The organism is Paraburkholderia phytofirmans (genome assembly GCF_046028095.1).
Taxonomy (GTDB): Bacteria; Pseudomonadota; Gammaproteobacteria; order Burkholderiales; family Burkholderiaceae; genus Paraburkholderia; species Paraburkholderia phytofirmans_A.
The window spans coordinates 472,015-497,419 of record NZ_JAQQDJ010000005.1 but is presented as its reverse complement, the minus strand read 5'-3'; the positions used below and the strand labels follow the sequence as shown (position 1 = coordinate 497,419).

The 25,405-nt window shown below is 61.7% G+C and carries 19 protein-coding genes and 1 tRNA gene; 12 read left to right on the top strand and 8 right to left on the bottom strand.

Annotation, left to right across the window (positions count from 1 at the left end; translation table 11 throughout):
• Positions 1-47 precede the first annotated feature (47 nt).
• The 3 genes from PQR54_RS18075 to PQR54_RS18065 all read left to right on the top strand — a co-directional run bounded on the left by PQR54_RS18075 (position 48) and on the right by PQR54_RS18065 (position 11,201).
• Positions 48-8,915: a two-partner secretion domain-containing protein gene (locus tag PQR54_RS18075; RefSeq protein WP_408247948.1), complete on the top strand. Its 8,868-nt coding sequence runs from the start codon at positions 48-50 to the stop codon at positions 8,913-8,915.
• Positions 8,916-9,404 (top strand): Imm42 family immunity protein, encoded by a 489-nt coding sequence (locus tag PQR54_RS18070; protein WP_408247947.1) that lies wholly within the window; start codon positions 8,916-8,918, stop codon positions 9,402-9,404.
• Positions 9,405-9,473: 69 nt separating this feature from the next.
• Entirely contained in the window at positions 9,474-11,201 is a 1,728-nt protein-coding gene (locus tag PQR54_RS18065; RefSeq protein ID WP_408247945.1) for a ShlB/FhaC/HecB family hemolysin secretion/activation protein, read from the top strand.
• A gap of 44 nt (positions 11,202-11,245) precedes the next feature.
• Here PQR54_RS18065 and PQR54_RS18060 read toward each other — a convergent pair whose 3' ends face one another.
• From PQR54_RS18060 to PQR54_RS18045, 4 genes are all read right to left on the bottom strand, one after another.
• Positions 11,246-11,599, bottom strand: coding sequence for a hypothetical protein (locus tag PQR54_RS18060; protein ID WP_408247943.1), 354 nt, complete (start codon positions 11,597-11,599; stop codon positions 11,246-11,248).
• Positions 11,600-11,971: 372 nt separating this feature from the next.
• On the bottom strand, positions 11,972-12,160 hold the full coding sequence (locus tag PQR54_RS18055) for a hypothetical protein (RefSeq protein ID WP_408247941.1): 189 nt from the start codon (positions 12,158-12,160) through the stop codon (positions 11,972-11,974).
• Between the two features lie 18 nt (positions 12,161-12,178).
• Positions 12,179-12,367: a hypothetical protein gene (locus tag PQR54_RS18050; protein ID WP_408247939.1), complete on the bottom strand. Its 189-nt coding sequence runs from the start codon at positions 12,365-12,367 to the stop codon at positions 12,179-12,181.
• Positions 12,368-17,299, bottom strand: a complete 4,932-nt coding sequence (locus PQR54_RS18045; RefSeq protein WP_408247937.1) for an LPD38 domain-containing protein — start codon at positions 17,297-17,299, stop codon at positions 12,368-12,370. It abuts the gene before it with no gap.
• 80 nt (positions 17,300-17,379) lie between these two features.
• Between PQR54_RS18045 and PQR54_RS18040 the strand changes: the two genes are divergently transcribed.
• From PQR54_RS18040 to PQR54_RS18020, 5 genes are all read left to right on the top strand, one after another.
• The gene (locus PQR54_RS18040; protein WP_408247935.1) at positions 17,380-17,718 is read left to right on the top strand and encodes a hypothetical protein; all 339 of its coding nucleotides are present in this window, start codon (positions 17,380-17,382) and stop codon (positions 17,716-17,718) included.
• The gene (locus PQR54_RS18035; RefSeq protein ID WP_408247933.1) at positions 17,711-18,730 is read left to right on the top strand and encodes a hypothetical protein; all 1,020 of its coding nucleotides are present in this window, start codon (positions 17,711-17,713) and stop codon (positions 18,728-18,730) included. The genes PQR54_RS18040 and PQR54_RS18035 overlap by 8 nt, the downstream gene beginning before the upstream one ends.
• A 20-nt stretch (positions 18,731-18,750) precedes the next feature.
• Positions 18,751-19,260, top strand: a complete 510-nt coding sequence (locus tag PQR54_RS18030) for a hypothetical protein (protein WP_408247932.1) — start codon at positions 18,751-18,753, stop codon at positions 19,258-19,260.
• Positions 19,257-19,481 carry a helix-turn-helix transcriptional regulator gene (locus tag PQR54_RS18025; RefSeq protein ID WP_408247930.1) on the top strand — a complete coding sequence of 75 codons (225 nt, stop codon included), beginning with the start codon at positions 19,257-19,259 and terminating at the stop codon, positions 19,479-19,481. The genes PQR54_RS18030 and PQR54_RS18025 overlap by 4 nt, the downstream gene beginning before the upstream one ends.
• A 239-nt stretch (positions 19,482-19,720) precedes the next feature.
• Positions 19,721-21,253 (top strand): recombinase family protein, encoded by a 1,533-nt coding sequence (locus tag PQR54_RS18020; RefSeq protein WP_408248082.1) that lies wholly within the window; start codon positions 19,721-19,723, stop codon positions 21,251-21,253.
• Here the strand turns inward: PQR54_RS18020 and PQR54_RS18015 are convergent.
• Positions 21,210-21,286, bottom strand: a tRNA-Met gene (locus PQR54_RS18015). The two genes, PQR54_RS18020 and PQR54_RS18015, sit on opposite strands and share 44 nt — an antisense overlap.
• Before the next feature lie 238 nt (positions 21,287-21,524).
• Here PQR54_RS18015 and PQR54_RS18010 point away from each other — a divergent pair.
• Entirely contained in the window at positions 21,525-22,022 is a 498-nt protein-coding gene (locus PQR54_RS18010; RefSeq protein ID WP_408247928.1) for a heme-degrading domain-containing protein, read from the top strand.
• Between the two features lie 10 nt (positions 22,023-22,032).
• On the top strand, positions 22,033-22,365 hold the full coding sequence (locus PQR54_RS18005) for a DMT family transporter (protein ID WP_408248080.1): 333 nt from the start codon (positions 22,033-22,035) through the stop codon (positions 22,363-22,365).
• A gap of 30 nt (positions 22,366-22,395) precedes the next feature.
• Here PQR54_RS18005 and PQR54_RS18000 read toward each other — a convergent pair whose 3' ends face one another.
• Positions 22,396-22,788, bottom strand: coding sequence for a hypothetical protein (locus PQR54_RS18000; protein ID WP_408247925.1), 393 nt, complete (start codon positions 22,786-22,788; stop codon positions 22,396-22,398).
• Between the two features lie 75 nt (positions 22,789-22,863).
• A complete protein-coding gene (locus PQR54_RS17995) occupies positions 22,864-23,055 on the bottom strand; it encodes a hypothetical protein (protein WP_408247923.1) in 192 nt (63 codons plus the stop codon).
• A 287-nt stretch (positions 23,056-23,342) separates the two neighbouring features.
• On the opposite strand from PQR54_RS17995, the gene PQR54_RS17990 reads away from it, so the two are divergent.
• Together PQR54_RS17990 and PQR54_RS17985 are read left to right on the top strand one after the other, a co-directional pair.
• The gene (locus PQR54_RS17990; protein WP_408247921.1) at positions 23,343-23,621 is read left to right on the top strand and encodes a hypothetical protein; all 279 of its coding nucleotides are present in this window, start codon (positions 23,343-23,345) and stop codon (positions 23,619-23,621) included.
• Between the two features lie 176 nt (positions 23,622-23,797).
• Positions 23,798-24,082: a DUF1488 family protein gene (locus tag PQR54_RS17985; protein WP_041758889.1), complete on the top strand. Its 285-nt coding sequence runs from the start codon at positions 23,798-23,800 to the stop codon at positions 24,080-24,082.
• A gap of 218 nt (positions 24,083-24,300) precedes the next feature.
• On the opposite strand, the gene PQR54_RS17980 is transcribed toward PQR54_RS17985, so the two are convergent.
• Positions 24,301-25,299, bottom strand: a complete 999-nt coding sequence (locus PQR54_RS17980) for an NAD-dependent epimerase/dehydratase family protein (protein ID WP_408247919.1) — start codon at positions 25,297-25,299, stop codon at positions 24,301-24,303.
• Between the last annotated feature and the right edge of the window lie 106 nt (positions 25,300-25,405).

The following is a 25,405-nucleotide window of genomic DNA, read 5'->3' as shown; positions in this document are numbered from 1 at the left end:
ACCCAACCCCGAAAAATTGACGGATTGTTTACAGCGGGGTTGTGTTGATGAATCGTCGTTACCGGTTGGTCTATAGTCGCGCGCGCAACATGCTCGTCGCCGTTGAGGAAACGGCGACGGCCGCGGGCAAGGCTGGAGAAACGCGCGCTACGGGGCGTGCGCCGCTTTGCTCTGCCATTCGCGTGACGTTGTGCCGTTTCCTGCCTGCGGCGCTGCTGGCGCTCGCGCCGATGCTTACGTTCGCGCAGATCGTCTCTGGCGGCGCACACGCACCTAACGTCATCCAGACACCCAACGGCCTCGATCAGGTCAACATCAACCGACCTTCCGGTGCAGGCGTCTCGGTTAACACGTACAACCGCTTTGACGTGCAGTCGAAAGGTGCGATTCTCAACAACTCGCCGACGATCGTCCAGACGCAACAGGCCGGCGCGATCAACGGCAACCCGAACTTTGCAGCGGGCCAGTCGGCGAGGGTCATCGTCAACCAGGTCAACAGCGCGAGCGCATCGCAGTTGAACGGGTTTCTCGAAACGGCAGGCAATCGCGCCGAAGTTATCATCGCCAATCCGAACGGCATTGCTGTCAATGGCGGCGGGTTTATCAATATTTCCCGTGCGATTTTGACGACGGGCACGCCGAACTATGCGGCCGATGGTTCCGTCTCAGGCTTCAACGTCACGGGCGGCAACATCACTATCAATGGCGCAGGTCTGAACGCGTCGAACGTGGACCAGGTGGATTTGCTGGCGCGTGCCGTACAGGCGAATGCGGCAGTCTACGCGAAGAACCTGAACGTCGTCACGGGCGCGAACAGCGTCGATCACAACACGCTTTCGGCGACGCCGATTGCAGGCGACGGCCCCGCGCCGGGTGTCTCCATCGACGTGAGCAATCTTGGCGGAATGTATGCGAATCGCATCGTTCTCGTGGGCACAGAGGCAGGTGTGGGTGTTTCGCTCAAGGGCGTCGTAGGAGCGAATGCCGGCGACCTTGTCCTGACTACACAGGGCAAACTGGAACTGGCGAGTCAGGCGAGCGCAAGCGGCAACATAAGCGCGAGCGCGCGCGACGGCATCGACAACAGCGGCACGACTTACGCACAGCAGGACGTCAGCCTGAACACGGCTGGCGCGCTAACCAGCAGCGGCATGATTGCCGCGCAGCAGAACACGACCGTCAGCGCGGGCGCGGTAAATTCGACGGGCACGCTCGCCTCTGGCGTAAATGGCGACGGCTCGCTGGCGCAGTCCGGCGACCTGAACGTGAACGCTTCAGGCGGGGTCGCGGCGACCGGCCGCAATGTGGCGGGCGGCAACGCGGCCATTAGCGGCACAGCGGTCAATCTCGCGGGTAGCAGCACGTCGGCGAATGGCAACCTCGTCTCGACCGCGACGGCGGGCGACCTGAACACGTCAGGCGCGACGGTAACAGCAGGCGGCACGCTGACGGCCAACGCGGCGGGCACGCTGACCAACGACAACGGCGCATTGTCGTCAGGCGGCGCAATGGCTCTCAATGCGGGCGCGCTGTCGAACAGCAACGGACAGATCGTATCGGCCGGCACACTTGGCGAAAACGTCACGGGTGCCGTCTCGAACACGGGCGGCACCATGCAGGCGGCGGCTGCGCTGACGGCGAGCGCGGGCTCGTTTGATAACACTGCCGGACGTGTTGCGTCGCTGAACGGTGACGGGCTGACGCTCTCCTCGTCCGGCCTGCTGAAAAATGGAACGGGCGGCACCGGGGCTGGCACCATCGGCGGCAATGGCAATGTCACCGTGCAGGCCGGACAGATCGCAAACGCGGGTTCGATCACGGCCGTTCGGAACCTGATTGCGGCTGCTGTGCAAACGCTGTTCAACAGCGGCACGCTGGCGGCGAACGGCAACGTCAACGCTTCGGCGGGCACGATACTGACGAACGCGGGTCAATTCGGTGCGGCCGGTGCGCTCACGCTCTCGGCGGCCACCTTCGACAATAGCCACGGCTCGGCCAGCGCCAACCAGTTCACGCTGCACGCGGCGAACCTCCTCAACCACGCGGGCACCATCACGCAGACCGGAACCGGCTCGATGACGCTCGACGTATCGGGCACACTCGACAATTCGGCAGGCGGCACGCTGCAAAGCAACAGCACGGACCTGACGATTGCACCGGCCACGCTCGACAACGACGGCGGCGCGATTACGCACGCTGGCAAAGGCAAACTGACAATCAACACGGGTAATGGCACGGGTGCCGTGTCCAACGTTGGCGGCGCGATTGCTACCAACGGACAGGCCGCGATACAGGCCGGAACGCTCAACAATACGGTGGGCTCTGTCATCGGACAGAACGGACTCACGGCGGCAGTCGGCGGCACGCTGAACAACACGAACGGCAAGCTGCTTTCCAATACCGACCTGAGCGTTGTCAGCGGCACGCTGAACAACAACGGCGGCCAGATTGGCGCAGGCGCGAACGCATCGGTCCGGGCGGGATCACTGACCAATAGCCGCGGCTCGATTGTCGCGCCGAACCTCACGGTGACGACCGGCAGCACGCTCGACAACAGCGGCGGCGACATTGAGGCGAACCAGCTCGCGATGAATGCGACGGACCTGTTGAACCACGCGGGCACGATCACGCAGTACGGTTTGTCGTCGATGGGCTTCAATGTCAGCGGCACGTTCGACAACTCGAACGGCGGCATATTCCAGACCAACAGCACTGACCTGACGCTCGCACCAGGAGCGCTCATCAATGACGGTGGTTCGATCCTCGATGCCGGAACGGGCAGTTTGACCATTGCACCGGGCAACGGCGCGGGCACCTTCTCGAACATCGGTGGCAGGATCATCACCGCAGGCCAGCTTGTCGCGCAGGCCGGCAGCCTGAACAACGCGAACGGCGTGCTCGCCGCTCAGGGCAATCTCGCGGCGAACATCGCGGGCAACGTGAACAACACGCAAGGCTCAGTTCGCTCGCTCTCGTCCCTCTCGCTCGATAGCGGCGGTGCGCTGACGAACACAAACGGACAGGTTCAGTCCGGCACGGGTGCGACGGGCGACGCGAGCACACTTGGCATACAGGCCGCGTCCCTCGATAACACGAACGGGCTTGTCGGCAATCTCGGCACGGGCGACACGACCATTCACGGCGGCAGCCTGACCGTGAACACTGATGGCGTAATGACGGGTAACGGCAATGTGGACGTCGATACCTCGGCACTCGTGAACACGCAGAACGGCCAGCGCGGCGGCCAGATAAGCGGCGCGAACGTTACGGTGCAGGCCGGTACGGTCGATAACAGCGGCGGCCAGATCGGCAACCTGACCGGCTCGAACGGCAATGTCGCGATCACGACCGCCGGCGCCGTCACGAACACGAACGGCCAGATCGGCGCGACACATAACCTGTCCGTCAGTGCTGCGGCACTCACGGGAGGAGGCGCATACAGTGCGGCCAATGATGTCGCGGTAGCCGTACAGGGTGATTTCGCGCCTACGCCAGATTTGCAGTTCGCCGCGGGCCACGACCTGACTTTTACCTTGCCGGGGACATTCCGCAACGGCGCGACGCTGGAAGCGGCGAATAACCTCGGCATTAACGCGGGCGATATCGCCAACAGCGGTGTCATGATGGCAGGCGGCACGCTCACGACGCACTCGAACACCCTTGAGAATACCGGCGCGATTGTCGGCGGCAGCATCTCGCTCAATGCCACGCAGTCCATACAGAACGTCGGACCCACCGCACTGATCGGCGCGACGGACAGCACCGGCACGCTCGAACTACTCGCTCAGGACATCGAAAACCGCGACGACACGACGATGACCGACACGCAGGCGACGACTGCGATCTACGGTCTTGGCAAGGTCGTACTGGCAGGTGGCAAGGATGCGAACGGGAACTACACGAACGCCAACCTGATTCGCAACCAGTCGGGCCTGATCGAATCGGCGGACGACATGCAACTGCATGCCGGCCAGGTCACGAACACCCGCACGACGATGACGACGACCGGCCTGAACCAGCCGGTCGATCCGACGTTGCTGGCTCAACTCGGCATCAGCCTCTCGGGATGCACTGCGGTCAATATGGCCGCCTGCTCCGGTCAGAATGTGGGCTGGTCCAATGCGACCCCGGACATGATCGGCGGTGTCAATATCGAGCCGCCGCACGGCGGCCAGTGGAACAGCGGCTACCAGTACACGACCTATACAGGTGTAGCGCTGGCGAATCTGATCGCAAACATCAGCCCGCAGGCGCAGATCATTGCGGGCGGTAATCTCGACGCGTCAACCGTGGGCGTGTTCCAGAACTACTGGAGCGCGGTCGCGGCAGTCGGCAACATCGCCGCGCCCGTGTCGCTCGACCAGAATAGCTGGCAAGGACAAACCGCGCCCCAGGTGCAGGTCACGTACTCCGGCTATTACCACTACAACAACTACGACAACTCCGAGCACAACTGGACATTGCCGTTCGGTAATGCGCCATTTGCTGGTTCGAATCCGGGCGGATATCAGGCTGCGCCGGCCGACATCCGCAACTACTCGCTCCCGAGCTATGAATCGAGCTTTGTCTCGGGCGGCACGCTATCGGGTTCGGGTATCAGCATCGACAACACGGCCGGCAACGCAGGTATTCCGTCGATGGGTCTCGCACCCGGTCAGGCAATGTCCGGCGTGAGCGTGAGTGGCCTGAGCGGTAACGCGAGCGGCGCGAAGTCCGGCGCGGCGTCGGTGAGCGGTGGCGCGGGCATGGTGAATCCGACGATCGCGAGCGCGACCGCGCAGAACGTGCTGCAAAACCTGACTGTTCCTCAAGGCGGCCTGTTCGGTCCGGCAACCGCGCCGGGATCGTCCTGGCTGGTTGAAACGAATCCGGCCTTCACGAACCAGAAGACGTTCATTTCGAGCGATTACTATCTGCAACAGCTTGGTCTGAATCCGCAGACGACCGAAAAGCGTCTCGGCGATGGCTTCTACGAGCAGCAGCTTGTTCGCAACCAGATTACGTCGCTCACCGGCAAGGCTGTGCTCGGTCCGTACACCGATCTTCAGTCGATGTACCAGGCGATGCTTGCCGCGGGCGCGTCGCTCTCGCAGTCGCTGAATCTCCCGCTCGGTATGAGCCTGTCGCCTGAGCAGGTGGCGGCGCTCACGAGCAACGTCGTCATCATGCAGACCGAAGTCGTTGACGGTCAGTCCGTTCTGGTGCCGGTCGTCTATCTCGCGAAGGCGAGCCAGCAGAACATGAACGGTCCGCTGATTGCAGCGACCGATATCGACATCCAGAACGCGCAGACCTTCACCAACAGCGGCACGGTGCAGGCCGGCAATACGCTCTCGATCCAGGGCAACCAGATCAACAACGCATTCGGCACGCTGCAAAGCGGCGGCCTGATGTCGCTGACGACGAAGGGCAACGTCGACCTGACCTCGGCGACCGTGAACGCCGGCAGTTTGGCGCTGAACGCGGGCGGCGACCTGCTGCTGAATTCGGCGGTGAAGACGGTCGACCAGATCAGCGCGACGGGGGCAACGCGCACTACGACCACGCTCGGCCCCATCGCGAACCTGAACGTTACGGGCAATGCGGCCATTGTGACCGGTGGCAACTTCGAGCAGAACGCCGGCAACCTGAACGTCGGGGGCAACCTCGGCATGGCCGTAGGCGGCAACTACGACATCGGCTCGGTGCGGACCGGCGAGCACAAGGTCGTTTCAGGTGCGAACGGCGTATCGAATACGAACATCAACCAGACGACCGGCAGTTCGGTGAATGTTGGCGGCGTCTCACAGATCGGCGTCGGCGGCGACCTGACGGCGACGGGCGCCAACATCAACCTCGGCGGTGGCGGTGTCGTCGCGGCGAATGGCAATGTGACTTTCCAGGCGGCGAAGGCGACTTCGACCGTCGACAGCAACAGTTCGGGCAGCGACAGTCACGGCAGCTACTCGGAGTCGCTGCATAGGTCCGACGATACGCTCACGGCGACGACGCTCAATGCGGGCAATTCGCTGACGGTGGCTTCGGGCAAGGACATCAGCGTGACTGGCAGCGCGATCAGTCTCGACAAGGGAACAGCGACGCTCGCGGCGGCGGGCAACGTCAACATCGGCGCTGCGACGGAAACACATGTCGAGAACTCGCAGGAACAGCACAGTCACAGCAACGTGGTGAGCGGCAAGGAGGTCAAAAGTTCGAGCAGTTCGACGGCGACCGTCAGTCAGGGCAGTCTTGTTTCGGCTGACGCTGTGCAGATCGTGAGCGGCAAGGATATCAATGTCGCGGGCAGCACCATCGTTGGCACGAGTGACGTTGCATTGAGTGCTGCGCATGACGTGAACATCACGACGACGCAGAATATCGCGCAATCATCCAGCAGCTACCAGGAGACGCGCACGGGCCTGGGGACAAGTGGCCTGACGGTGACAATCGGCACCAACAAACTCGCGACGACGAACGAGGCGTCGAGCGTCACGAACAACGCGAGCACGGTCGGCTCGATCAATGGCGACCTCTCGATTCAGGCAGGCAACACGCTACACGTGACGGGCAGCGATCTGGTTGCTGGCGGGAACCTCGCTGGGACGGCGGCGAACGTCATCATCGACGCCGCAACTGATACGTCGCACCAGGCGCAGACGCAAAAGCAAAGCAGCAGTGGTCTCACAATCGGCCTTGCGGGTTCGGTTGGCGATGCGATCAACAACGCGTATTCCGAAAGTCAGGCGGCAAAGAATTCCACCAGCACGGGCAACGACCGGGCGGCAGCCCTGCACAGCATTGCGGCGGCGGGCGATGTTGCCCTGACCGGCCTCACGTCTGCGGGAGTAACAGCGGGCGGCAAACCCGATATCGGCATCAAGGTCAGTATCGGTTCGAGCAAGAGCGAAAGCCAGTCGTCGGAGAATCAGACGACGCAACGCGGCTCCAGCATTCAGGCAGGCGGAACTGCGGGGCTCGTTGCGACAAACGGCGATCTGACTATTGCCGGGTCGAACGTGAACGCCAGCGATGTGATTCTCGCGGCGAAGAATCAGGTGAACGTCATCAACACGACGGACACGGATTCAACCCGTAGCTCGAACAGTTCCAGCAGCGCGAGCATTGGTGTGCAGTACACGCTTGGCGGCGGCTTTGGCGTCTCTGCCGCTATGGCGAACGCTCACGGTGATGCGAACAGCGATGCGTCGATCCAGAACGCTTCGCACGTCACAGGCGCGAACAGCGTAACGGTCATGTCTGGCGGTGATACCAACATCATCGGCTCGCAGATCAGCGGCAAGCAGATCAATGCGGATGTGGGCGGCAACCTCAACATCGTGAGCGTGCAGGACGTGACAAACAGCGCCGCGCACCAGAGCAGCGCAGGCGGCGGCTTCACGATCAGCCAGGGCGGCGGCAGCGCAAGTTTTAGCGCACAGAACGGGCACGCCGATTCGAACTATGCGGGCGTGAACGAACAGGCCGGCATCATGGCGGGCGATGGTGGATTCAACGTCAACGTCAAGGGCAACACGGCCCTGACTGGCTCGGTCATTTCGAGCACGGCAGACGAGTCGAAGAACAGCCTGACGACCGGCACGCTTACGTTTAGCGATATCCAGAACCAGTCGCACTATGACGCCAACAGCAACGGCATCAGCGCGGGCGTAGGCTTCGGCGGGAACACCGGCAAGGCAGTCGGTCCGGGCTCTGTAAGCGGAACGCCTTCGGTCGCGCCGATGGTTTCGCAAAACGAGAATGGCGATTCGAGCGCGACGACGCGCAGCGCGATCAGTGCGGGCACGATCAACGTGACGAACTCGGGGGCGCAGACGCAGGACGTAGCGGCGCTTTCGCGCGATACGACGAACACGAACGGCACAGTCGCCAAAACGCCGGACGTGAATGCGATCCTCAACCAGCAGGCCGACACCATGCAGGCCGCGCAGGCAGCGGGCCAGACCGTGTCACAAGGCATCGGTGCGTATGCGGATATGAAGCGCAACGATGCGGCCGATGCCTACGCCGCTGCATACAAACGTGGTGACAGCGACGGGATGGCTGCGGCGGCAGCCGACTACAACAACTGGAAGGAAGGCGGCGATTCACGCGCTGAACTGCATGTCGCGGGCGGCGCATTGATTGGCGGACTTGGCGGCGGCAGCGCGTTCAGCACCATTGGCGGTGCGGCGGGCGCGGGTCTGGCGTCGAAGATGGCCGGTTCACTGAACGATATCTCGAAGGGAGTCGCATCGGCGACGGGATCGGACCTGATCGGCAACCTTGCGGCGAACATTGCTGCGGGCGTCGGCGGCGCTGTCGTTGGCGGTACGGCAGGTTCAGCGATGGCGTCGAATGTCCATCTGTATAACCAGTCGATAGACGACGAGCGCCAATTGACAGGCGAGCCCGGAAAGAAATCGCCAACACTGTTCTCCCTGGCGATGCAGGGCATTGCGAATGGCCTAAACGCGATTGTGGGCGTGGGCGGCGGTGGTCCGCCCGCTGCAAGTCCGGGTGTCGTGCTCGCAGAAACCGGTGCTGCGAACACTGTGCCTAAAACGCCGGGGTATGTACCGGACAATGCCACGCTGGCAAGCGGCGGAAACAATAATCGACTGCCGATCCCTGAGACAGTAACGGCCGATAACGGTTTGCAAGTTGAGTCGAATCCGAAGCACACGGAAGGTTTGCCAGGCAACCGTCCGAACGCCGGAACGGAGCCCCAAAACTCGCTTGACTTGTTCAATTCGTCAGTTCCAGGTGGGGACGGTGTTCGCTATGCCATTGACTCGAACGGTAATATCAACCGATTCTATTCAGACGGGAACGGCGTGTATCACTGGTCGGGGGCGACGGGCGACTCGTCGGCACCTCTGAACGTTTCGAAAATTCCAATCGACGTTAAACGTACTCTTGGATTCAAAGGAAAGTAAATGCTATCTGGCAACCCTGACACGTTTGCGATCTGGTGCGATCCTGTCGAATCTTGGTCAACTTCCAAGTTTCAAAATGGATGCTTGGGCTTCCTTATCGGCGGCAAGCTGATCTGGTCCGACCGGTCAACGCTCGGTGTTGATCTGCACAGGCTTTCACTACTGCATTGCATGAGTAATGCAGTGGAGGACGTAACGCTGTTCAATCTCGCGCCAATTGACGCGTACCGGACGCTCTGCGAACGTGCCTTTCCGTCGATTGATTCTGAAGCGGAGACCAACGACTTTAGTCACCTGGTATCTGCGGAAAGCCTCTCTGACGAAGGCCACTATGTCTTTCTTGTTGAGGGCTCCGGTCAAGCAAAGTTGATCTATGGGTTCAAGGACGAACCGCAAAGCGTTTACGAAGTTGTCGTGGGTCTCGGCGAATTCCAATCAGTGGTGCGTGACGTCCTCGGCAAGAGTAAGGCTGCCCAAATTAACAGCTAGGAAAAGAACTGTCCTTTCGGCGGCGGTCTCGTAACCGCTCGCCGCGCAGAATCGGAACCAATCAAAGAAATGAAAATTCGCAAGAGGCTGGCGGCTCTGCCGCTCACAGCCCTGGTCACTCTCGCGCCCAACGTGCCGGCGCAGAGCCTCGGCGGTATAGAAACCGAACAGAACCAGCAGCAACGACGCGACGCGCAGCAGCGTGAGGCAGCAGTATCCGCGCCTGTCGTGCGCTCGGAACTACCGAAGATCGAAACGTATCCCGCACTCCCGCGCGAGTCGCCGTGTTTCCGCATCGACCGTTTTACCCTCGGTGTTCCTGAAACGCTGCCCGAGAGCGCTCGCAAGAAAGGCGCGTCGGCGTTGCCACTCGACCCGTTCGCATTCGCACGCGAATGGCTCGACCACTACCAGGGCCAGTGTGTCGGCAAGGAAGGTATCGACGTGCTCACCAAGGGCTTGCAGCAGGCGATTCTGAGTCGTGGCTATGTGACCACGCGCGTACTCGTGCAGCCGCAAGACCTGTCAGGTGGAGTCCTGAAACTAGCGCTTGTTCCTGGCGTCGTGCGCAACATCGCCTTCGCCGATCCGTCGATGTGGGGCACATGGCAGACCGCTTATCCGACCAGCGGCGGCGACGTGCTGAATCTGCGCGATCTTGAACAGGGCCTTGAACAGATGAAGCGCGTCGGCAGCCAGGACGTGAGCATGGAAATCCGGCCGACCGACGTACCGGGCGAAAGCGATGTTGTGCTGACGGTCAAGCGTGCGAAGCCCTGGACTTTCGTTGCTTCGGTCGATAACTCAGGCACCGAGTCGACGGGTAAATGGCAAGGCAACGTCAGCCTTGGCATCGACAACCCGCTCGGACTGAACGACATCTTCACAGTAGGTGCGAATCAGGATTTGTCGTTCGGCAACAAGGCGCTTGGCTCGCATGGCTTCAACGGCTCGTATTCGATTCCCTGGGGCTACTGGACCGCCACGCTCTCGGGCAACACGAACACGTACTACCAGAACATCGCGGGTGTGAATCAGACGTTCGTGTCCAGCGGTAACTCACAAACGGCTGCGCTAAAGCTCGCGCGCGTTATCTCGCGCAGCCAGAACGACGTGCTTGGTGGCTACGTGCAGCTATCGAAGCGCTTCGGCGACAGCTTTATCGACGACACGACCATTCCGACACAGGCGCGCAATAACACCTATCTGGAACTTGGCGCGACCGACCGCCATTATTTCGGTGGCGCGCAGTTCGACGGCACGCTTGCCTACCGACAGGGCATCGGCGGTTTCGGCGCAACGGCCGCCCCGTATCCCGATGGTCCGACCTACCGCTATCACATGGCCGTGCTCGACGCGAACCTCTCAGTTCCGTTTGCGATTGCCGGTCAGGGCTTTCGGTACGTCGGAACCGTACACGGCCAGTTCACCAACGACACGCTGTTCTACATCGACGACCTGACCATCGGCAGCCGCTACACGGTGCGCGGCTTCGACGGAGAAACGATGCTTGCGGCCGAACGCGGTTTCTACTGGCGTAACGAACTGCAATGGCCGGTATTCCAGACGGGACAGACGCTGTATGCGGGGATCGATTATGGGCGCGTGTTCGGACCGAACACGGCGGCACTGGCGGGGACGCAACTGGCGGGCGCGGTGATTGGCATTCGCGGCGGCGTGCCGGCGAAGTATGTCGGCGTGTCCTACGACCTGTTCGCAGGAACGCCGATCTACAAGCCTTCAGGATTTCCGACTGCCCGCGTGACAGTCGGGTTTCAGATGACGGCGCCGTTCTAGAAAGAAGAAGGCGCAAACGCTCACGTCTTCGGTGGTCGCTACGCTCAGTGCGTCGCGGCCTGCTCGGTTTCACCTGTACCCATTAGTGCCTCAAATTCTTCAAGGTCATCCGGCCCAAGCGAAACGGCGTAGGACATACATTGGGCGTCGAGTTCTGCACCGGATTCGCCCTGCGTCGCCAGCACTTCAAGAGAAGCAATGATGCCTAGCCGGTCTGCAAGCGAAACGTTTGGTCTTCTGGCCGACCGCGCAAGCGCCCTGATATTTGCCATCTGCGCAGCAAACATTTCAGCGTTCAGCATTGCCCGTTCATTGATACGTTCGACCATTGCCGTGCGGCGTTCGACCTGTGCAGGGGTAAAGGTCTTAGGGGATTTAGATAGGTTTCTCTGCGTCATGGTGCGGACTCCGTTCGTTAAGGACGGCCCGGCCTACCAGGTGAGGAAGGGTGAGCGGGCACATGACAGGGTTGGCGAACCGGCACTGAAAACCATAACCGGCAGACCCGGAGGTCTCCCCGCCACGGCCCGCCCATTGAAAACGGACGTGCAGAGGCAGAGCACGACCTGCTTGCGCAGGCGTGCTGGTTTTCAGTGAATCAGGTCGCCAAACCTGAACCGTCGTTGTTTCGACGGCGTGCCAAGTATAGGCCACTGCTGCCAGCAGGCGTTCACCCGCGCAAGCTAAATCAGCCAAGCTGTCATTATTTCAGAATTATCCGACCCCGCCAAATCATGGCAGTACCGTCGCCGTTACCAGTTCCGCATCACTCACCCGTTCGTTTCGCCGCCCGGTTCAGCCGGGTCCGTTCCCATCTCCAGCTCGCGCAGTTCGAGCACGCCGCCATTTGCTTCGAACAGTTCATCGGCGCCAGCTTCAAGCGTGCTGTCGTTGACCGTGTCGCGGTCGACAATGACGCGGACAGGATGCTCGCCTTCGTTACCAATGCGTACTTTCATGGTTGCCTCCAAGGGTTGTTACTGCTGGGAACGCTTCAGCCGGTCAAGCATGCCGCTCGGCTGCTGCTGCGGCGGTACAGTCAGGCCACCGCCGTGACCGCCCGTATCGCTGATTGAGTTGCTGTCGCCTTCGATATAGACGAACGTGCAGGCGCAAAGCGGCAGCAGCATCAGCGCGCCGATGCACCGTAAAATTGCGGAGTTCATTTATTGCGCCTCGCGGTATGCCTTGTTTGCCATCATCTGCACCGTGCGCAGACGGCGGTTCAGATCGCGCACCGCCTGCTGGCGCTGCAATGGATCTTCCGTGCCTTCTGTTTCCTTGCGCTGCCTATAGAGCGTCTTGATTTCGTTGTTCGCCGCGTCATAGATCGCGAGCTTGCGCGGTACGTCGGGGTTCGATGCGTCGAAGTGGTCGAGCGTCCCGCTTTCTTCCGCGTACTTGCGCTCGGCCCCGAGCTTTTGCATGTCGCTGTAGTTCTGTCTGAAGTCGGTCACGTCCTGATTCATCACGCGCGAGCCGAACGTTTGCGCGAACGGGATATCGGACAGCGACAGTTCCGTGCCGGCTTTCTCGCCCATCAACTGAATCGCGCGAACGGCGTCCATCGGGCCGTTGCCGCCATAGCTGCGCAGCAGGTATTGCAGTGTTTCGGGATACACGTCGATGCCCGTACCGTCGTGCAGTTCCTTGGCGGCGTCCTTGAACATCGCGGGCGTGCCGGGATAGCTTTCCGAGAAATGAAGTTTTGAACCTGTCCATTCGTCGGGCTTGTGGATCGGCGAACCTTGGGCGTTCTGGTTCATCGCGAGTTGCAACAGCGGTTTCATCAGCGACGGCGCGAACTGCTGCATCGCCCATGCGCTCACGTCCTTCGTCGGGTCAACGTCGGTCGGGTCAATCGGCGAGAAGTTCGACAGCAATCCATCTTTCGCCACGTTGCCGGCGAACGTGCCGCCATCGTCCACGCCGTCCGCGTATCGGTGCAATGCCGCCGCCAGCGTCAGCGCAATGCGCGCGTAGCCGAATCCAACGGGAAACTTGTACCCCTTTCCGTCCGGGTTGTCCGGGTCGAGCAGCGTCAGGAACCGGCCTGTCTGGCTCAAGGGAACCTTGTTCAGCCGTGCGACGCCGTCGTCATCGGTCCCGCCCATTGCCTTTAGTGCGCCGTACATGCCGTACATGCCGTACATGCCGTACATGGCTGCAAATTGCGCCGCCAGCACGGCGGCGCCACGCGGCGAGCGCAGTGACTGCGCCATGCGGCGCGCGTCGAACAGCGCCGGACCGGCGAACGTATAGAGCGCGCCAAGCTGGCGGCCCCATCGCCCCTTGGTTTCGAAGTTCATCGTGTTCTTCGAATAGATTGCGGCATCCTGTTCCGGCATACCGGAATCAACGAGTGCCTTGAACAGGGCAATGCGCGATGTCATTTCCATGTGTTCATTCACATGGTCGATGAAACCGTGAATCTTCTCGCCCGCTACCTTGGCCTGGTGCCAGCGCGTCGCGCCTGCCGTCTTCGCAAACTCGTTCTCGAAGTTGTGCATCGTGTCGTTGCGGAACAGGTCGCTGTACATGGTCGAGCCGCCGAGCCGTTCAAACTTCTCGCGCCACTCGTGATACTCGCTCCCCGGCCTGTCTTTCCATTGGGTCAGGAAACTCGCGTTGTTGGCAATCGTGCGCCGCAGCGCGCCGGCCCGATCCTTGACCGGTGCGTCGGCCGCGATCAGTGCTAGTTGCGATTGCACATCACGAATCTTGTTCATCAGCGGAAACGTCGGGTTGTAACGCGTATAGATGCCAGACAGCAGCCGCGTCGCCTTGTCGGGCAGACCAAAGACGCCGTCTATCTGCGCCTTGTTCGCGCCGTTCAGCGCTTCGAAAATTTTCTTGTTACCAACGTCGACGACTTTTGTCTTGTTGCCGTCGTGCAGCACGAGCGCATCAGGCGACATCGAAGCATTCGCCTTTACACGTCGATGAATCATGCCGTCGTCGCCGATGTACTTTTCGAAGATTTCGTTTTGTGTACCGTCGTTGACCTTCGCATGTGCAAGGTCTTTGGCCTGTGGTGACTTCTCCATGAGATTGACAAAGTCGCGTTTGAAGTCCTGCATGCCGGCGCGACGGATTGCAACGTCGGTACGTTCCAGCACGTTATGCAATGCGTTCTGCGACAGCGTGCCTTCGCGTCCGGTTGCCTGCTTCGCCTTCGGTGACTTGAGGCTCACGGCGGCCGAACGCGATAGCGCGTCCTCGGTCTCGTCGGGGTCTCCCGTGAGCGGCAGATACCAGTCATAGTCCGGCCGCGCCTTTTCCATCTCTGGCGTGAGCAGTCCCGCGTTGCGTAGCACGTCGTCGCGATGGTCGAGCATCGGCTTCAGGTGCTTGCGGTAAATGTCCTCGTAGGTGTTGTCGATTCCCGGCGCACTGCGCGCAAGGTCGCGCTGTATCGCATCGATTTCCGCATCGGTGCGCCCCGAGCCTGCCAGATCGTTGCCCTGGGTCTTCTCTGCAATGACCGCGTTGCGCTCCTTGCCGTGCTTGACGTAGTTGCCGACTGAACCCAGGTCTTCCAGGAACTGCTGGTAGCCATGCTGTTTGTAATACGGCATGTCCTTGTATTTTTCGTTCCATGCCTTCGCGAGCGTCTTCAGCAGTGGTCTGGCGTGTTCGTGTTCGAAGTCGTGGATGTCCTTTTGCGTTTTCGCTTCGAATGTCCGCATGGTATTCAGGAAGCGGCGACCAGCGTCGGTGTTGCCGCTTCGCCGTACCAGTTGCTCCAGCGGATTACGATAGTCGAACAGGTTCGTAACGGTGTTTTCGAGCCACTTCGGTTGCGGCGCCGTGCCGCCACCTTTCGCCAGTCGTGCCGTGTTGCGCGCGGCCGAGCGCGCGGCGTAGCGCGGATTCGCGCGAATGTCCTGAATGCGTTCAAGCAAGGTCGGCCGGCGTTCGACAGCGGGTATTGACGTGCCAGGCACGGTGCGGATTTGCGGCGCCGGCCGGGAGAACTCCGCCGTCGCCATGCGTGGCGCCGGGTCCGCGAGACTGCGGCCGTGTTCGCGCAGATAGCCCTGCGTGTCGCGTAGCTGCTTTCTCACTTCGGCATCGGTCATATCATGGTCGACGAGTCCGGTCCGCTTGAGGAACCCGCGCACGGCGTCGACGACGCGGCCCATGAATGCGTTGTGCATATCGCGTTCGGCCATCAGCGCGACCATTTCGCGCGCGCGCCGGTTAGCCGGCAGATTCGGTTGTAGCCGGTCCACGTCCGCGCCGAGCTTGGCAAATGTCCGGTTGCCGAGCTTTTCGGCTAGGCCAATCCTGCGCTCCAGTTCGGACATTTCCGCGTGCCCCAGCATGTTCTGCAAACCGTAATGTCCGATGACTTCATGCCGTGCGACTTCGCGCGCACGCGCGGGCGAGTCGATACGGTCGGCAATCAGCGCCACGCGCCCGGTGCGTGGATCGTGAAAACCTTCAACACCCTGTGAGCCTTCCGCCTGCGCCTGTTCACGAATGTGTTCGGGCGCCTCGTCGAGCGTCGGGTAAATGTCGACGTGACGGTTAGCCGGGTCGGCGCTGATCGCGTTGCGCACGTCGCTGGCAGACATACCACCGCCACTCGTGGCGCGCGAGAAGTCGGCCTTCTGCTGCGCAGCCTCGCCGGTCGGAATGCGCTCAGGTAGCGAATAGTCCTTTAGCTGCTCGAACAGCGTTTTCGTATCGGGCGTGTCGGACAGGTCAAGATTGCGCTGATGGATGCGCGCGGCGCGGTCGGGGTTCGTCTGCTTCTCCAGCACGACGATATAGGACTTGACGCCAGTACCGGCGCGCTCGAACGCAGACGTGGGGAGCGAGATATTGGCGACGTGGTAGACATGCTTCGCGGCGTCACTTTCCATCATTGCATGAAACCGCTTGTCGGCCATGCCGCCTTCAGGTATCAGCGCGACAATCCGGCCACCGTCGCGCAGGTGCGTCATCGCCTTTTCGACGTGCTCCATTGCCGTCTTGCCACCAGAGCCGAAAGGCGGGTTCATTACGACAGCGTCGTACTTGTTCGCTATGTGGTGGTCTTCGAAGCGGCCCGCCTTGACATCGCCGCGGGCATTGATACCAAGCCTTGATTGCAGTTCGTTGGACGGCTCGATGAAGGTGTTGCTGGTGTTCTCGGGAAAGAAACGTGCAATCGCACCATCGCCAGCAGAGGGTTCCAGTGCTTTCTCGCCAGGCTTGAGGTTCGCCCATTCGGCCATCTTCATGCCGACAGGCTCGGGAGTGGCAAACCAGTCCGCGCCGGCGCGCTCGTGGCGGCGCCCGCGCTCCTTCATCTTCGCGTAGTACAGCGTCATCGCCTTTTCGAAAGGCGAGAGCTTTTCAAGCTGAACGTCCGCTTCCTTGCCGCCCGTGCCTTGCTCAAGACTTGGCTCGAAGTCGGACCCGCCAAGGTAGCCGTCCTTGAACGCGCGTTCCAGATCGCGCGCACCGTGACCGAGCGCGAGATTTTCGGCCGTGCGTGCGCGCTGCGCGATAGTGTTGGCGAACGTTGATCGCTCGAAGTTCAAACCGGCCTTGAGGTATTCGAGCACAGCGTTCGACTTGTTGCCGGTCCGGTATATGCGGCCTTCCATCTGGATTGCGTCGGTCGGGCTCGTCGGCAACGGCAACGCCATCAGCGCGCGCTGCTGCTTGCCAGTCGTGTCGTGCAGGCTGATACCTTCCTTGCCGGCCTTCATCTGGACGAGCATCACGTCCTTTTTCCCACCGTCCTGATTGAATTCGCGAATTGCTGCGAAGCGTTTCGCCTTCGGCACGTCGCCATTGAACAATGCAAGCCGGTCGCCGAATGCTTTCTGAAACGCATCAATCGGGTTGCCGAGCCGGTTGAAATTCATACGTGCAACGTCGGGGAATTCGCGCTGGAACTGGTTGACCTGGTTCGTCCATTGCGCATCTGCGTCCGGTGCGTTCGATATCACTTCAGGCGGGCGCTTCGCAGGAAACGCAAACGGGTTATCCGTGTGTCCGGTCTTGTAGCCGTGAAACACGACGACCTTGCGGCCAAGTGCAAGGTGTTTCTTCGCGCGTGCGACCGCGTCGTCGGCCTTCAGGTTCCGCAACCTGTTCAAGCGTGATATGCCCGCTATGGCGCATATCAGCCTGCGCGAGTCGCGGCTGGTAGTACGGCGCCGCTGACTTCGCTGCGTCGATGCGTTCAGCGAACGACGGTTTGCGCTTGCGCAGGACCTGTCTGCTGCGCCGACTTTATCCCGAGACGAACGGCGAAACCATCACGCTCGACCCTGACGCGCTGCACTGGCACGCCGTCAGGTTGCAGGCGGCCGAACGCGCGGCGCAATACGAAGCGATCTCGGGCGGCGCGCGCGCGCATCTGCTGGCGATGCTCGGAGAAAACGCTATCGGGCAGCTTCCAGACGGCACCGGCAGCTACCGGCGCAAACAGGTCACTCGCAAGGGCTATGAGGTTGCGCAGACCGCCTACATGGACTTCCGGTTTATCAAGGCAAAGGGAGGCAACGATGAATGAATTGCAGGTAGTTGGCGACGGCGCACCCGACCTGTCGCCGCGCAACTTCGATGAACTACTCCAGTTTGCGGACACACTTGCGCGCTCGAACCTGGTCCCGAAAGAATATGTCGGCAAGCCAGAAAACATCGTCGTGTCCGTGCAGTGGGGCTATGAAATTGGCCTCAAGCCGATGCAGGCGCTGCAAAATATCGCTGTCGTTGGCAATCGACCGTCATTGTGGGGCGACGCCATGCTCGCGCTCGTGCTTTCGTCTCCTGTCTGTAAAGACGTGATCGAGTATTACGAGGGCGAAGGCGACACGCTGACCGCCGTCTGCATCGCGAAGCGCCACGGCCGAGCCGACAAGAAAGCGACGTTCTCGCTGGCCGATGCGATCAAGGCGGAATTGGTTAGCAAGGATGTTTGGAAGAAATACTCGCCGCGCATGCTCCAGATGCGCGCGCGGGGCTACGCGCTGCGTGACCAGTTCGCCGACGTGCTGCGCGGAATGCCGATTGCCGAACTCGAAATCGAGCGTGTCAAGAACATGGGGCCGGTCGAAGAAGTACAGCCAGAGGATGCGCCTACCGTGGGCACACGCACCGAGAGCGTCAAGCAGCGAATGCGCAAACAGCGAATGCGCAAACAGCGCGACAGCACGCCGACGCTCGACGACGTGCTGCGGCGGATTGCCGAAGCGCAGAACGCCGAAGAACTGACGGCAGCGGGCGCACTAGCGGCGCATCTGCACGCGGACGAGCAGAAGGCTATCGCGCGCACGGCGTACAGCGACAAGCTGGAAGCGTCGCGCAAGCCGAAGCGCAACGAGGCCGATCCCGGCAAACAGGGCGCGACATCGAGGGCGCCAGAAGTGACGTTCGCCTACGTCATGGACGCGCTGGAGCATGGCGACACGCTCGACGCGCTCGACACGGCGGCCGACCTCATCCGGGCCGTCGCCGACGAGCGGCAGCGCGAGGAACTGGAGGAATTCTATGTGGCGAAGCGCGGCAAGCTGGAAGCTGCGTAAGCACGTTCGGGACCACGATCATGATGAATTTTACGAATCAGGAAGTCACGGTTCAGCACATCAACACCCGCGTCGAATTCCACGGCGAAGAAGAACGCCTGGCGCTCGACCTGACGATCAAGGCAGATTTGCCGAACACTGCGCTCGACGATCTGTCGCCGACGCTGCGGCGCTCGCTCTATGACGCCGACAGGCAGGCCGATATCGTCGACCCGGACAGCACGCCGCTGTTGCGCAATCCACAGCTCGGCACGCTGCGCTGGGCCGGCAGATTTAACGGTGTGAAACTCGGACTACGCGACGCAGAAGCTGACGACCGTCTACGCGACCTTCACTTTGTAGACGCACGTATGGATCGCGTTCGCTTCCAGCCGAAGGAAGGCGGAACGTGCAGTTTCGTCTGGCACGTTCACGTCTACCCGGACGACGAAGCGGCGACCGCACACACGGTCTATTTCCTGCGCCGGCCGCACACGCTCGGCACCATCAACGTGCCGGATTCAGACGGTATGGAGGACGCGCACGAATGAACACAGCCGACGACGGGCCGCGCGCGCGGCCCGATCTTGCGTCGCTACCGGACGACGCGCTTCTGCGCATCGACGGCGTGCTCGCAATCGTCGGGCTGTCGCGTTCCGCGTGGTATGCGGGCATCCGGCGCGGCGACTTTCCAGCAGGTATCGCACTCACGAAACGCAGTCATGTATGGCGCGCCGACGAAATCCGCAGGGTCATCGCGGCGCGGGATTGATTGTGCGCAAATTCAGATTTTGCTGGCAGCCATCAACAAATGTGGAGACTAGAATTGTTGCGCGACAAGCATCCTGAAGCATGGCAAGCCCTGATTAACCTGGTCGCGCGCAGTGTGGCGCACGACATGGTGCGGGACTCTCAACCGGCAACCAGAACGGAGAATGACAAACAATGCGAGTGGCAATCTACGCACGCTTCTCGACCGATAAGCAGAAGTAGACATCTGTTACGGATCAAGTGAGGGTCTGCGTGCAGCGTGCGCAAACCCTCGGCGACTGCGAAATCGTCGCGCAACATTCTGACGAAGGCGTATCAGGCTCGACCCGAGTCGAATCACGCGCGGGAGGCAAGCGGCTTATGGCCGACGCGATGGCGGCCCGCTTCGACGTGCTCGTTGTCGAAGCGCTCGACCGCCTTTCGCGCGACCAGGTCGAGCAGGAAACGATTCTCCGCCGGCTCGAATTCCGAGGCATCCGCATCGTCGGCGCGGCGGACGGCTACGACTCGACTTCGAGCAGCCGTAAGGTGCAGCGCGCCGTGCGCGGTCTCGTGAACGAACTCTACATTGACGACTTGCGTTGCAAGACGCTGCGCGGCCAGACGGGTCAGGTCGAGCGTGGTTTCGTGGCAGGCGGCAAGAGCTACGGCTACGACATCGTCAGGGGCGAGCACGGCAGCGACTACCAGGTGAACGAGGAACAGGCCAGGTGGGTCCGGTTCATCTTCGAGAAGTTCGCGGGCGGCTGGTCGACGTTCCAGCTATGCGACTACCTGAACGCCAACGGCGTGCCGTCGCCGCGCAATTCGACGTGGATGCGCTCGGCGCTCTACGGCTCGCCGCGCAAGGGCTCGGGCATCCTGAACAACTCGGCCTACATCGGCGTGTACATCTGGAACCGGTCGCAGTGGATCAAAGACCCGGACACGGGCGCGCGCGTGCGTCAGGACCGTCCTGAGAGCGAATGGAAAACGGAGCGGCGTGACCACTACCGTATCGTGACTGATGAAATCTGGCAGGCCGTGCGTGCGCGCATGGGCAACGGCCGGCTCAACGCTGGCACGAGTGGGCGCGGTGGTTTTCCAAAATCGCTATTCGGTGGTCTTTTGCATTGCCCTAAATGCAGTGGGGCACTCGTCGCGGTGAACAAGCGGTATTACGGATGCGTCACGCGGAAGGAACGTGGAGCGAGTGCGTGCGAAGGCGTGCATATTTCCCGCCAGCAAACGGACGAGCGTCTGCTTTCAGTTTTGCGGGACGAACTTGGCGCGGACGAATCTCAGGCCGATATTGAAACGGCGGTTCGCCGCTATTTTGTAGGCGGGTGTTCCGGCTCCCAGGAATCGGCAAAACACATCAGGGAGAAAATCGGGGAGCTTACGAACGAGATTGCAAACCTGACCGCCGTTCTTGCGAAAGTTGGCATTTCCGACGCGATTATGGAAACTCTGTTAAAAAAGGAGAACGAGAGGGAAGCGTTAAAGCGGACACTGGCGCAAACGCAGGTCGATGCAGACCAGTTCGCGGACATTGCTCGTCGTGTTCGAGAAAAAACAAGTGAACTAAGGGGTACGTTATCGGGAGAGGCCACAGCAGAAGCGCGACAAATCATCGCGAAGCTTATGGGCCCGATAGGGATTGAAGCGAAGGAAGGTGCGTACTTTGCGACCTACGACGACGTTTCCGAAAGGCTTCTTGCCTCAGCCGCTGGAAACGTGTCTCTAGGCGTGGTTGCGGGGGTAGGATTTGAACCTACGACCTTCGGGTTATGAGCCCGACGAGCTGCCAGACTGCTCCACCCCGCGTCCGTCGAAGAAAAGATTATAGAACAAAGCGGATACGCTTGCAATAGCCATTTAAGAATCGGCTTCAATCCATAAAGTCATGCGTCGGCGCGCGAGCGCCGAAGTCGCCGCACGCATGGCTCGCGTCGCATGCCGGAAGGCCCGCGTAAGGCGCTGCGCTAGAATTCAGGTTCTTCTCGCGACGCCGCCCTGCACGCACGGCGGTGCGCGCTCCACCTCTTACCTTGCTCTGAACTCCATGGACATCGCCCACGATCTGCAAGTGATTGCCGCTCAGGAACACACGCTGGTGTTCTCACAATTCGACGCCGACCGCGCGTGGCAAGTCGGCGCGTATCTGCACGAGGTCGCCAAGGCGCGTGGTATCCCCGTCGCGATCGACGTGCGCACTTTCGGTCAGCCGATGTTCTTCAGTCTGCTCGACGGCGCGACGCCGGACAACATCGATTGGGTGCGCCGCAAGAGCAACACGGTCGCGCATTTCCGCCGCAGTTCGTACGCGATCGGCCTGAAGTTGCAGCAGGCCGGCGGCACGCTCGCGGACAAGCACGCCCTGGCCGCCTCGGAATTCGCGTCGCATGGAGGCGCGTTTCCGTTGACGGTGGCGCACGCGGGCGTGATCGGTTCGATCACGGTGTCGGGTCTGCCGCAGCGCGCCGATCACGAACTGGTGGTGGAAGCGCTGTGCGCGCATCTGGGCCACGACTACAGCAAGCTCGCGCTTGCAAAGGCCTGAGCCGATGCGGCTGCCTCCTTATGCCTTGCTCGGCATCGCCATCGTCGCGGAAGTGATCGCGACCTCCGCGATGCGGGCGTCGGAGGGCTTCTCGCGGTTCCTGCCTTCAGCGGTGATCGTGCTCGGCTATGGCGTGGCGTTCTATTGCCTGTCGCTCACGCTCAAGAGCATTCCGGTCGGCATCGTCTACGCGGTGTGGTCCGGCGCCGGCATCGTGCTGATCACGCTGGTCGCGGTGCTGCTGTACCGGCAGGTGCCCGACGTGCCGGCCGTCATCGGACTCGGGCTGATCATTGCCGGCGTTGCCGTGCTGAACATGTTTTCGAAGATGCAGGCGCACTGAGCCGTTGCATCGACACAGCGCCGCGGGCGCTTACTTGCAGCGCACGATCATCGAACGGTTTTTCACGTTGGCCGAGACGACGTTCGTGACGCTGCCGCCCGCCGTGCCGCCTTCGTCATTGTCTTTGGACACGATGTCGTAGCCCGTCGCGCCGCAGGCCTTGCCGGCCTGCACGTAGCACGATGCCCAACTGGAAGCGGCGTCGGCGCCGCTGCAATTCACGGCGAAGCCGGTCTGGCCGTTCGGCAGGTTGATCAGCGACGTGGTGTTCGACGATGCGCAGCCGGCGAGGCTCGCCACGCCGAGCAGCACGGCGGCGGGCAGGGCGGCCGCAAGCGGGCTGCGGCGAACGAGAGCAAGCGCTGCGCGGGTTCGAAGGCGGTTGAAGCGGCCGGCGCGGCGCAGTTGCGTCATGAAATGCATCGTGATGTTTCCTTTCAGATTGATATTCGGGTCGCCACGTGGACTGGGGAGCGCCCGTCGACGCTCGGCAGAGGCTCAGGGCGTTTCGATCGTAATGCCCGCCGCGCTGACCATCCGGCGGCTTTCCCCGCCTTCTTTGGTGGCCGCGTCTTCCCAGATGCTGATGGCTTTTGGAATGTCGATGCCGTGGCTTTCGGCGTACGCAAACCATGTGTTCGCCGCATCCGGCTCGGGCAATTCGTGGTTTTGCAGAAAATATTTTCCCATATTGCGCTCGCTGAACTCGAAAAGGCGTCGTCGCGGCAGCACGGACCGTGCCGATGATCCAGTTCGACCGGCGCGGGCCGAACAAGTGCGATCGGTTGCATCGCCGGACGGCGCTGCAGAACTAATCAGCTCGCGACGCGCCTTACATAGTGGTTGGCCGTACGCCGATGCAGGCGTTGCACCGGCCGCACGGGCGCAACCGGCGACATGAACGTCAACGCACGGGCAGGCGTATCGAGCGCCGCTCCGCGCGGCATCCACCCTGAATTGCAACGAGGAGAACGAATATGGCTGAACGGGTCAGCGGCCCTTATCGCGGTTATTACATCAGCGCCGCCGCGCGCCTCGTGCCGGCGGCCGACGCGCCGGCCACGACCGCAGGCAGCGCGAGCGGGACTTACGTCGGCTCGGTGAGCCTCGCTGAACACGGTCCGGACGATCCTCATCGCATGGAAACCTTGCTTGAACTCGGCGACGGCCAGCGCTTCGGCAGCGAGGAGGAGGCGCTCGTCTTCGTCGAGCAGGCGGCGCGCGATTACATCGACCGCTTGCTGGGAGGCGCTTGATGGCGGGGCGTAAGGTGGAGCAAAGCGTCGCCGGGCGTGCCGGCAAAACCGCAGATCAAAGCGCTGCGGCAGGCTGGACCTCGGTCCGGCCGCGCGAGTACCATAACGACGTTCTCCGGCGCCGGCCGGTTCTCGCCGGCGCCGGTTTCCCGTCGGATCTTTCTGATGAGGCAACCATGGAAATTCGGTTTCCCGCGGACGCGCCTGCTTACCGCGACTCGAATCTGACCGTTGTCTTTCCCGCACTGGTGGACGGCGAGCCGGTGCCGTGCGCGATCTCCGTCGAAGCGCTCGAAGATCACTTCGGCGCCTACTCCGAGGACCTGGAAGGCTGGATGCGCGCTTTCGACGCCGGACGTCCGCGCATCGAAGCGGTCGCGCGCGAGCACTTGCAGATCAGTAACGGCACGCCTGTGTTGCTGAAGAGCGGCCACTTTCCGCCGGGCAACGTGGCGGGGTGAGGGCGCTGTCCAAAAAGAGGATGCGGGTAATGCGGGCACCGTCGCCACGGCAGCGGATTGGCGGGTCAGGCGCGCTACGTTGATGAGCACTTCCCAACAGAGCGGGCCATGCGAGCCATGGCGAGTTAGCCTGCGCTGACCTGAAGTGCCGGACGCGGCAAAACACCGCGCAACTCGCCAACGCCACTTGCCCCACCCGACGACCTTCGCGCCCTCGTTCAAGCCGCGCTCGCGGCGCTTCCGTTTGCTCCCGCTTTTGCCGATGCCGCCTCGCGCGCGGCATCGAATGCATGGCGGATCCCTTCTTCGTAAGACGTTCTGGCGATCGGGCCGATCAGTTCGGTCAACGCCGAGTCGTCGAGCACGACCGGCTCGGTCATCAGGTAATTCATTTCCACCAGTTCCCGCATCAACGGATTGAACAGGCCGAGCACGCGCAGCAGGGTCTTGCCGGCCACCATCAGTTCCGGTTGGCGGCCCGCTAACGCATAGGCCTGCCGCGCGACTTCGCGCTGCGTGATGGTGCCCGCGCCGGCGAGGTGCAACCAGCGTCCGTATGCCTCGGGCATGCGCGTGAGCTTTTCCACCACCGGCCCGATATCCGGCAGATAGATGAATTCATGCGGCACATCCACCGGGCCGATCACCTGCGCGCGCTTGCCGCTCGCCGCGGCTTCGAACACGCCGTTCAGCAGACTGCGCTCGATATTCGGGCCGTAGAAGTCGGGCAGGCGCAGCACGAGTGTCGAGAGGCCATCGCGTCCATGCGCCGCTAGCACCAGATTTTCCTGCGCGAGGCGCATCTGCCCCTTGAACGTGTGCGGCTCACGCGGATGATTTTCGCGGATCGGATTGCCGCGCGCGCGGCCGTACGGATACACCGTGCCGATCAGAATGAAGCGTTCCACGCCCGCCGCCGTCACGCCCGCAAGCGTTCTCTCCATGAGCGGCGGATGCGCGGCGAACTGGTCGTACGGCACGCCGACCAGATAGATCACCGTCTGCAGGCCCTGCGACGCCGCGCGGATCGATGCGGGGTCGTCCGGATTCCACGTGACGATCTCCGCATGCGGATCGTGGCCGAACGCGGCCTCTAGCGGCTGACGCGAGCGGCCGACCACCCGGTAATTGCGGCCCGCCGCGCCAACTGCCGCCGCGATGATCCGGCCGGCCGCGCCCGCTGCGCCGAATAAACCCACCTTGCCTGTGACTTGCATGACCACTCCTTGAAGCGGCGCCGCATCGCGTCCGCGTGGATTGTGATTGATTGCTGAAAATTTAATGAACACCGTTCAGTGAACAGTGTTCAGTTTAATTTGACTT

Excerpts from the sequence above, each read along its gene's own strand:
- PQR54_RS18030 (WP_408247932.1), top strand. The coding sequence starts at position 18,751 with ATGATGAATTTTACGAATCAGGAAGTCACGGTTCAGCACATCAACACC.
- PQR54_RS18000 (WP_408247925.1), bottom strand. The coding sequence starts at position 22,788 with ATGCATTTCATGACGCAACTGCGCCGCGCCGGCCGCTTCAACCGCCTT.
- PQR54_RS18040 (WP_408247935.1), top strand. The coding sequence starts at position 17,380 with ATGCGTTCAGCGAACGACGGTTTGCGCTTGCGCAGGACCTGTCTGCTG.
- PQR54_RS18055 (WP_408247941.1), bottom strand. The coding sequence starts at position 12,160 with ATGAAAGTACGCATTGGTAACGAAGGCGAGCATCCTGTCCGCGTCATT.
- PQR54_RS18010 (WP_408247928.1), top strand. The coding sequence starts at position 21,525 with ATGGACATCGCCCACGATCTGCAAGTGATTGCCGCTCAGGAACACACG.
- PQR54_RS18075 (WP_408247948.1), top strand. The coding sequence starts at position 48 with ATGAATCGTCGTTACCGGTTGGTCTATAGTCGCGCGCGCAACATGCTC.
- PQR54_RS18060 (WP_408247943.1), bottom strand. The coding sequence starts at position 11,599 with ATGACGCAGAGAAACCTATCTAAATCCCCTAAGACCTTTACCCCTGCA.
- PQR54_RS18035 (WP_408247933.1), top strand. The coding sequence starts at position 17,711 with ATGAATGAATTGCAGGTAGTTGGCGACGGCGCACCCGACCTGTCGCCG.
- PQR54_RS17990 (WP_408247921.1), top strand. The coding sequence starts at position 23,343 with ATGGCTGAACGGGTCAGCGGCCCTTATCGCGGTTATTACATCAGCGCC.
- PQR54_RS18070 (WP_408247947.1), top strand. The coding sequence starts at position 8,916 with ATGCTATCTGGCAACCCTGACACGTTTGCGATCTGGTGCGATCCTGTC.
- PQR54_RS17995 (WP_408247923.1), bottom strand. The coding sequence starts at position 23,055 with ATGGGAAAATATTTTCTGCAAAACCACGAATTGCCCGAGCCGGATGCG.
- PQR54_RS17980 (WP_408247919.1), bottom strand. The coding sequence starts at position 25,299 with ATGCAAGTCACAGGCAAGGTGGGTTTATTCGGCGCAGCGGGCGCGGCC.
- PQR54_RS18065 (WP_408247945.1), top strand. The coding sequence starts at position 9,474 with ATGAAAATTCGCAAGAGGCTGGCGGCTCTGCCGCTCACAGCCCTGGTC.
- PQR54_RS17985 (WP_041758889.1), top strand. The coding sequence starts at position 23,798 with ATGGAAATTCGGTTTCCCGCGGACGCGCCTGCTTACCGCGACTCGAAT.
- PQR54_RS18050 (WP_408247939.1), bottom strand. The coding sequence starts at position 12,367 with ATGAACTCCGCAATTTTACGGTGCATCGGCGCGCTGATGCTGCTGCCG.
- PQR54_RS18025 (WP_408247930.1), top strand. The coding sequence starts at position 19,257 with ATGAACACAGCCGACGACGGGCCGCGCGCGCGGCCCGATCTTGCGTCG.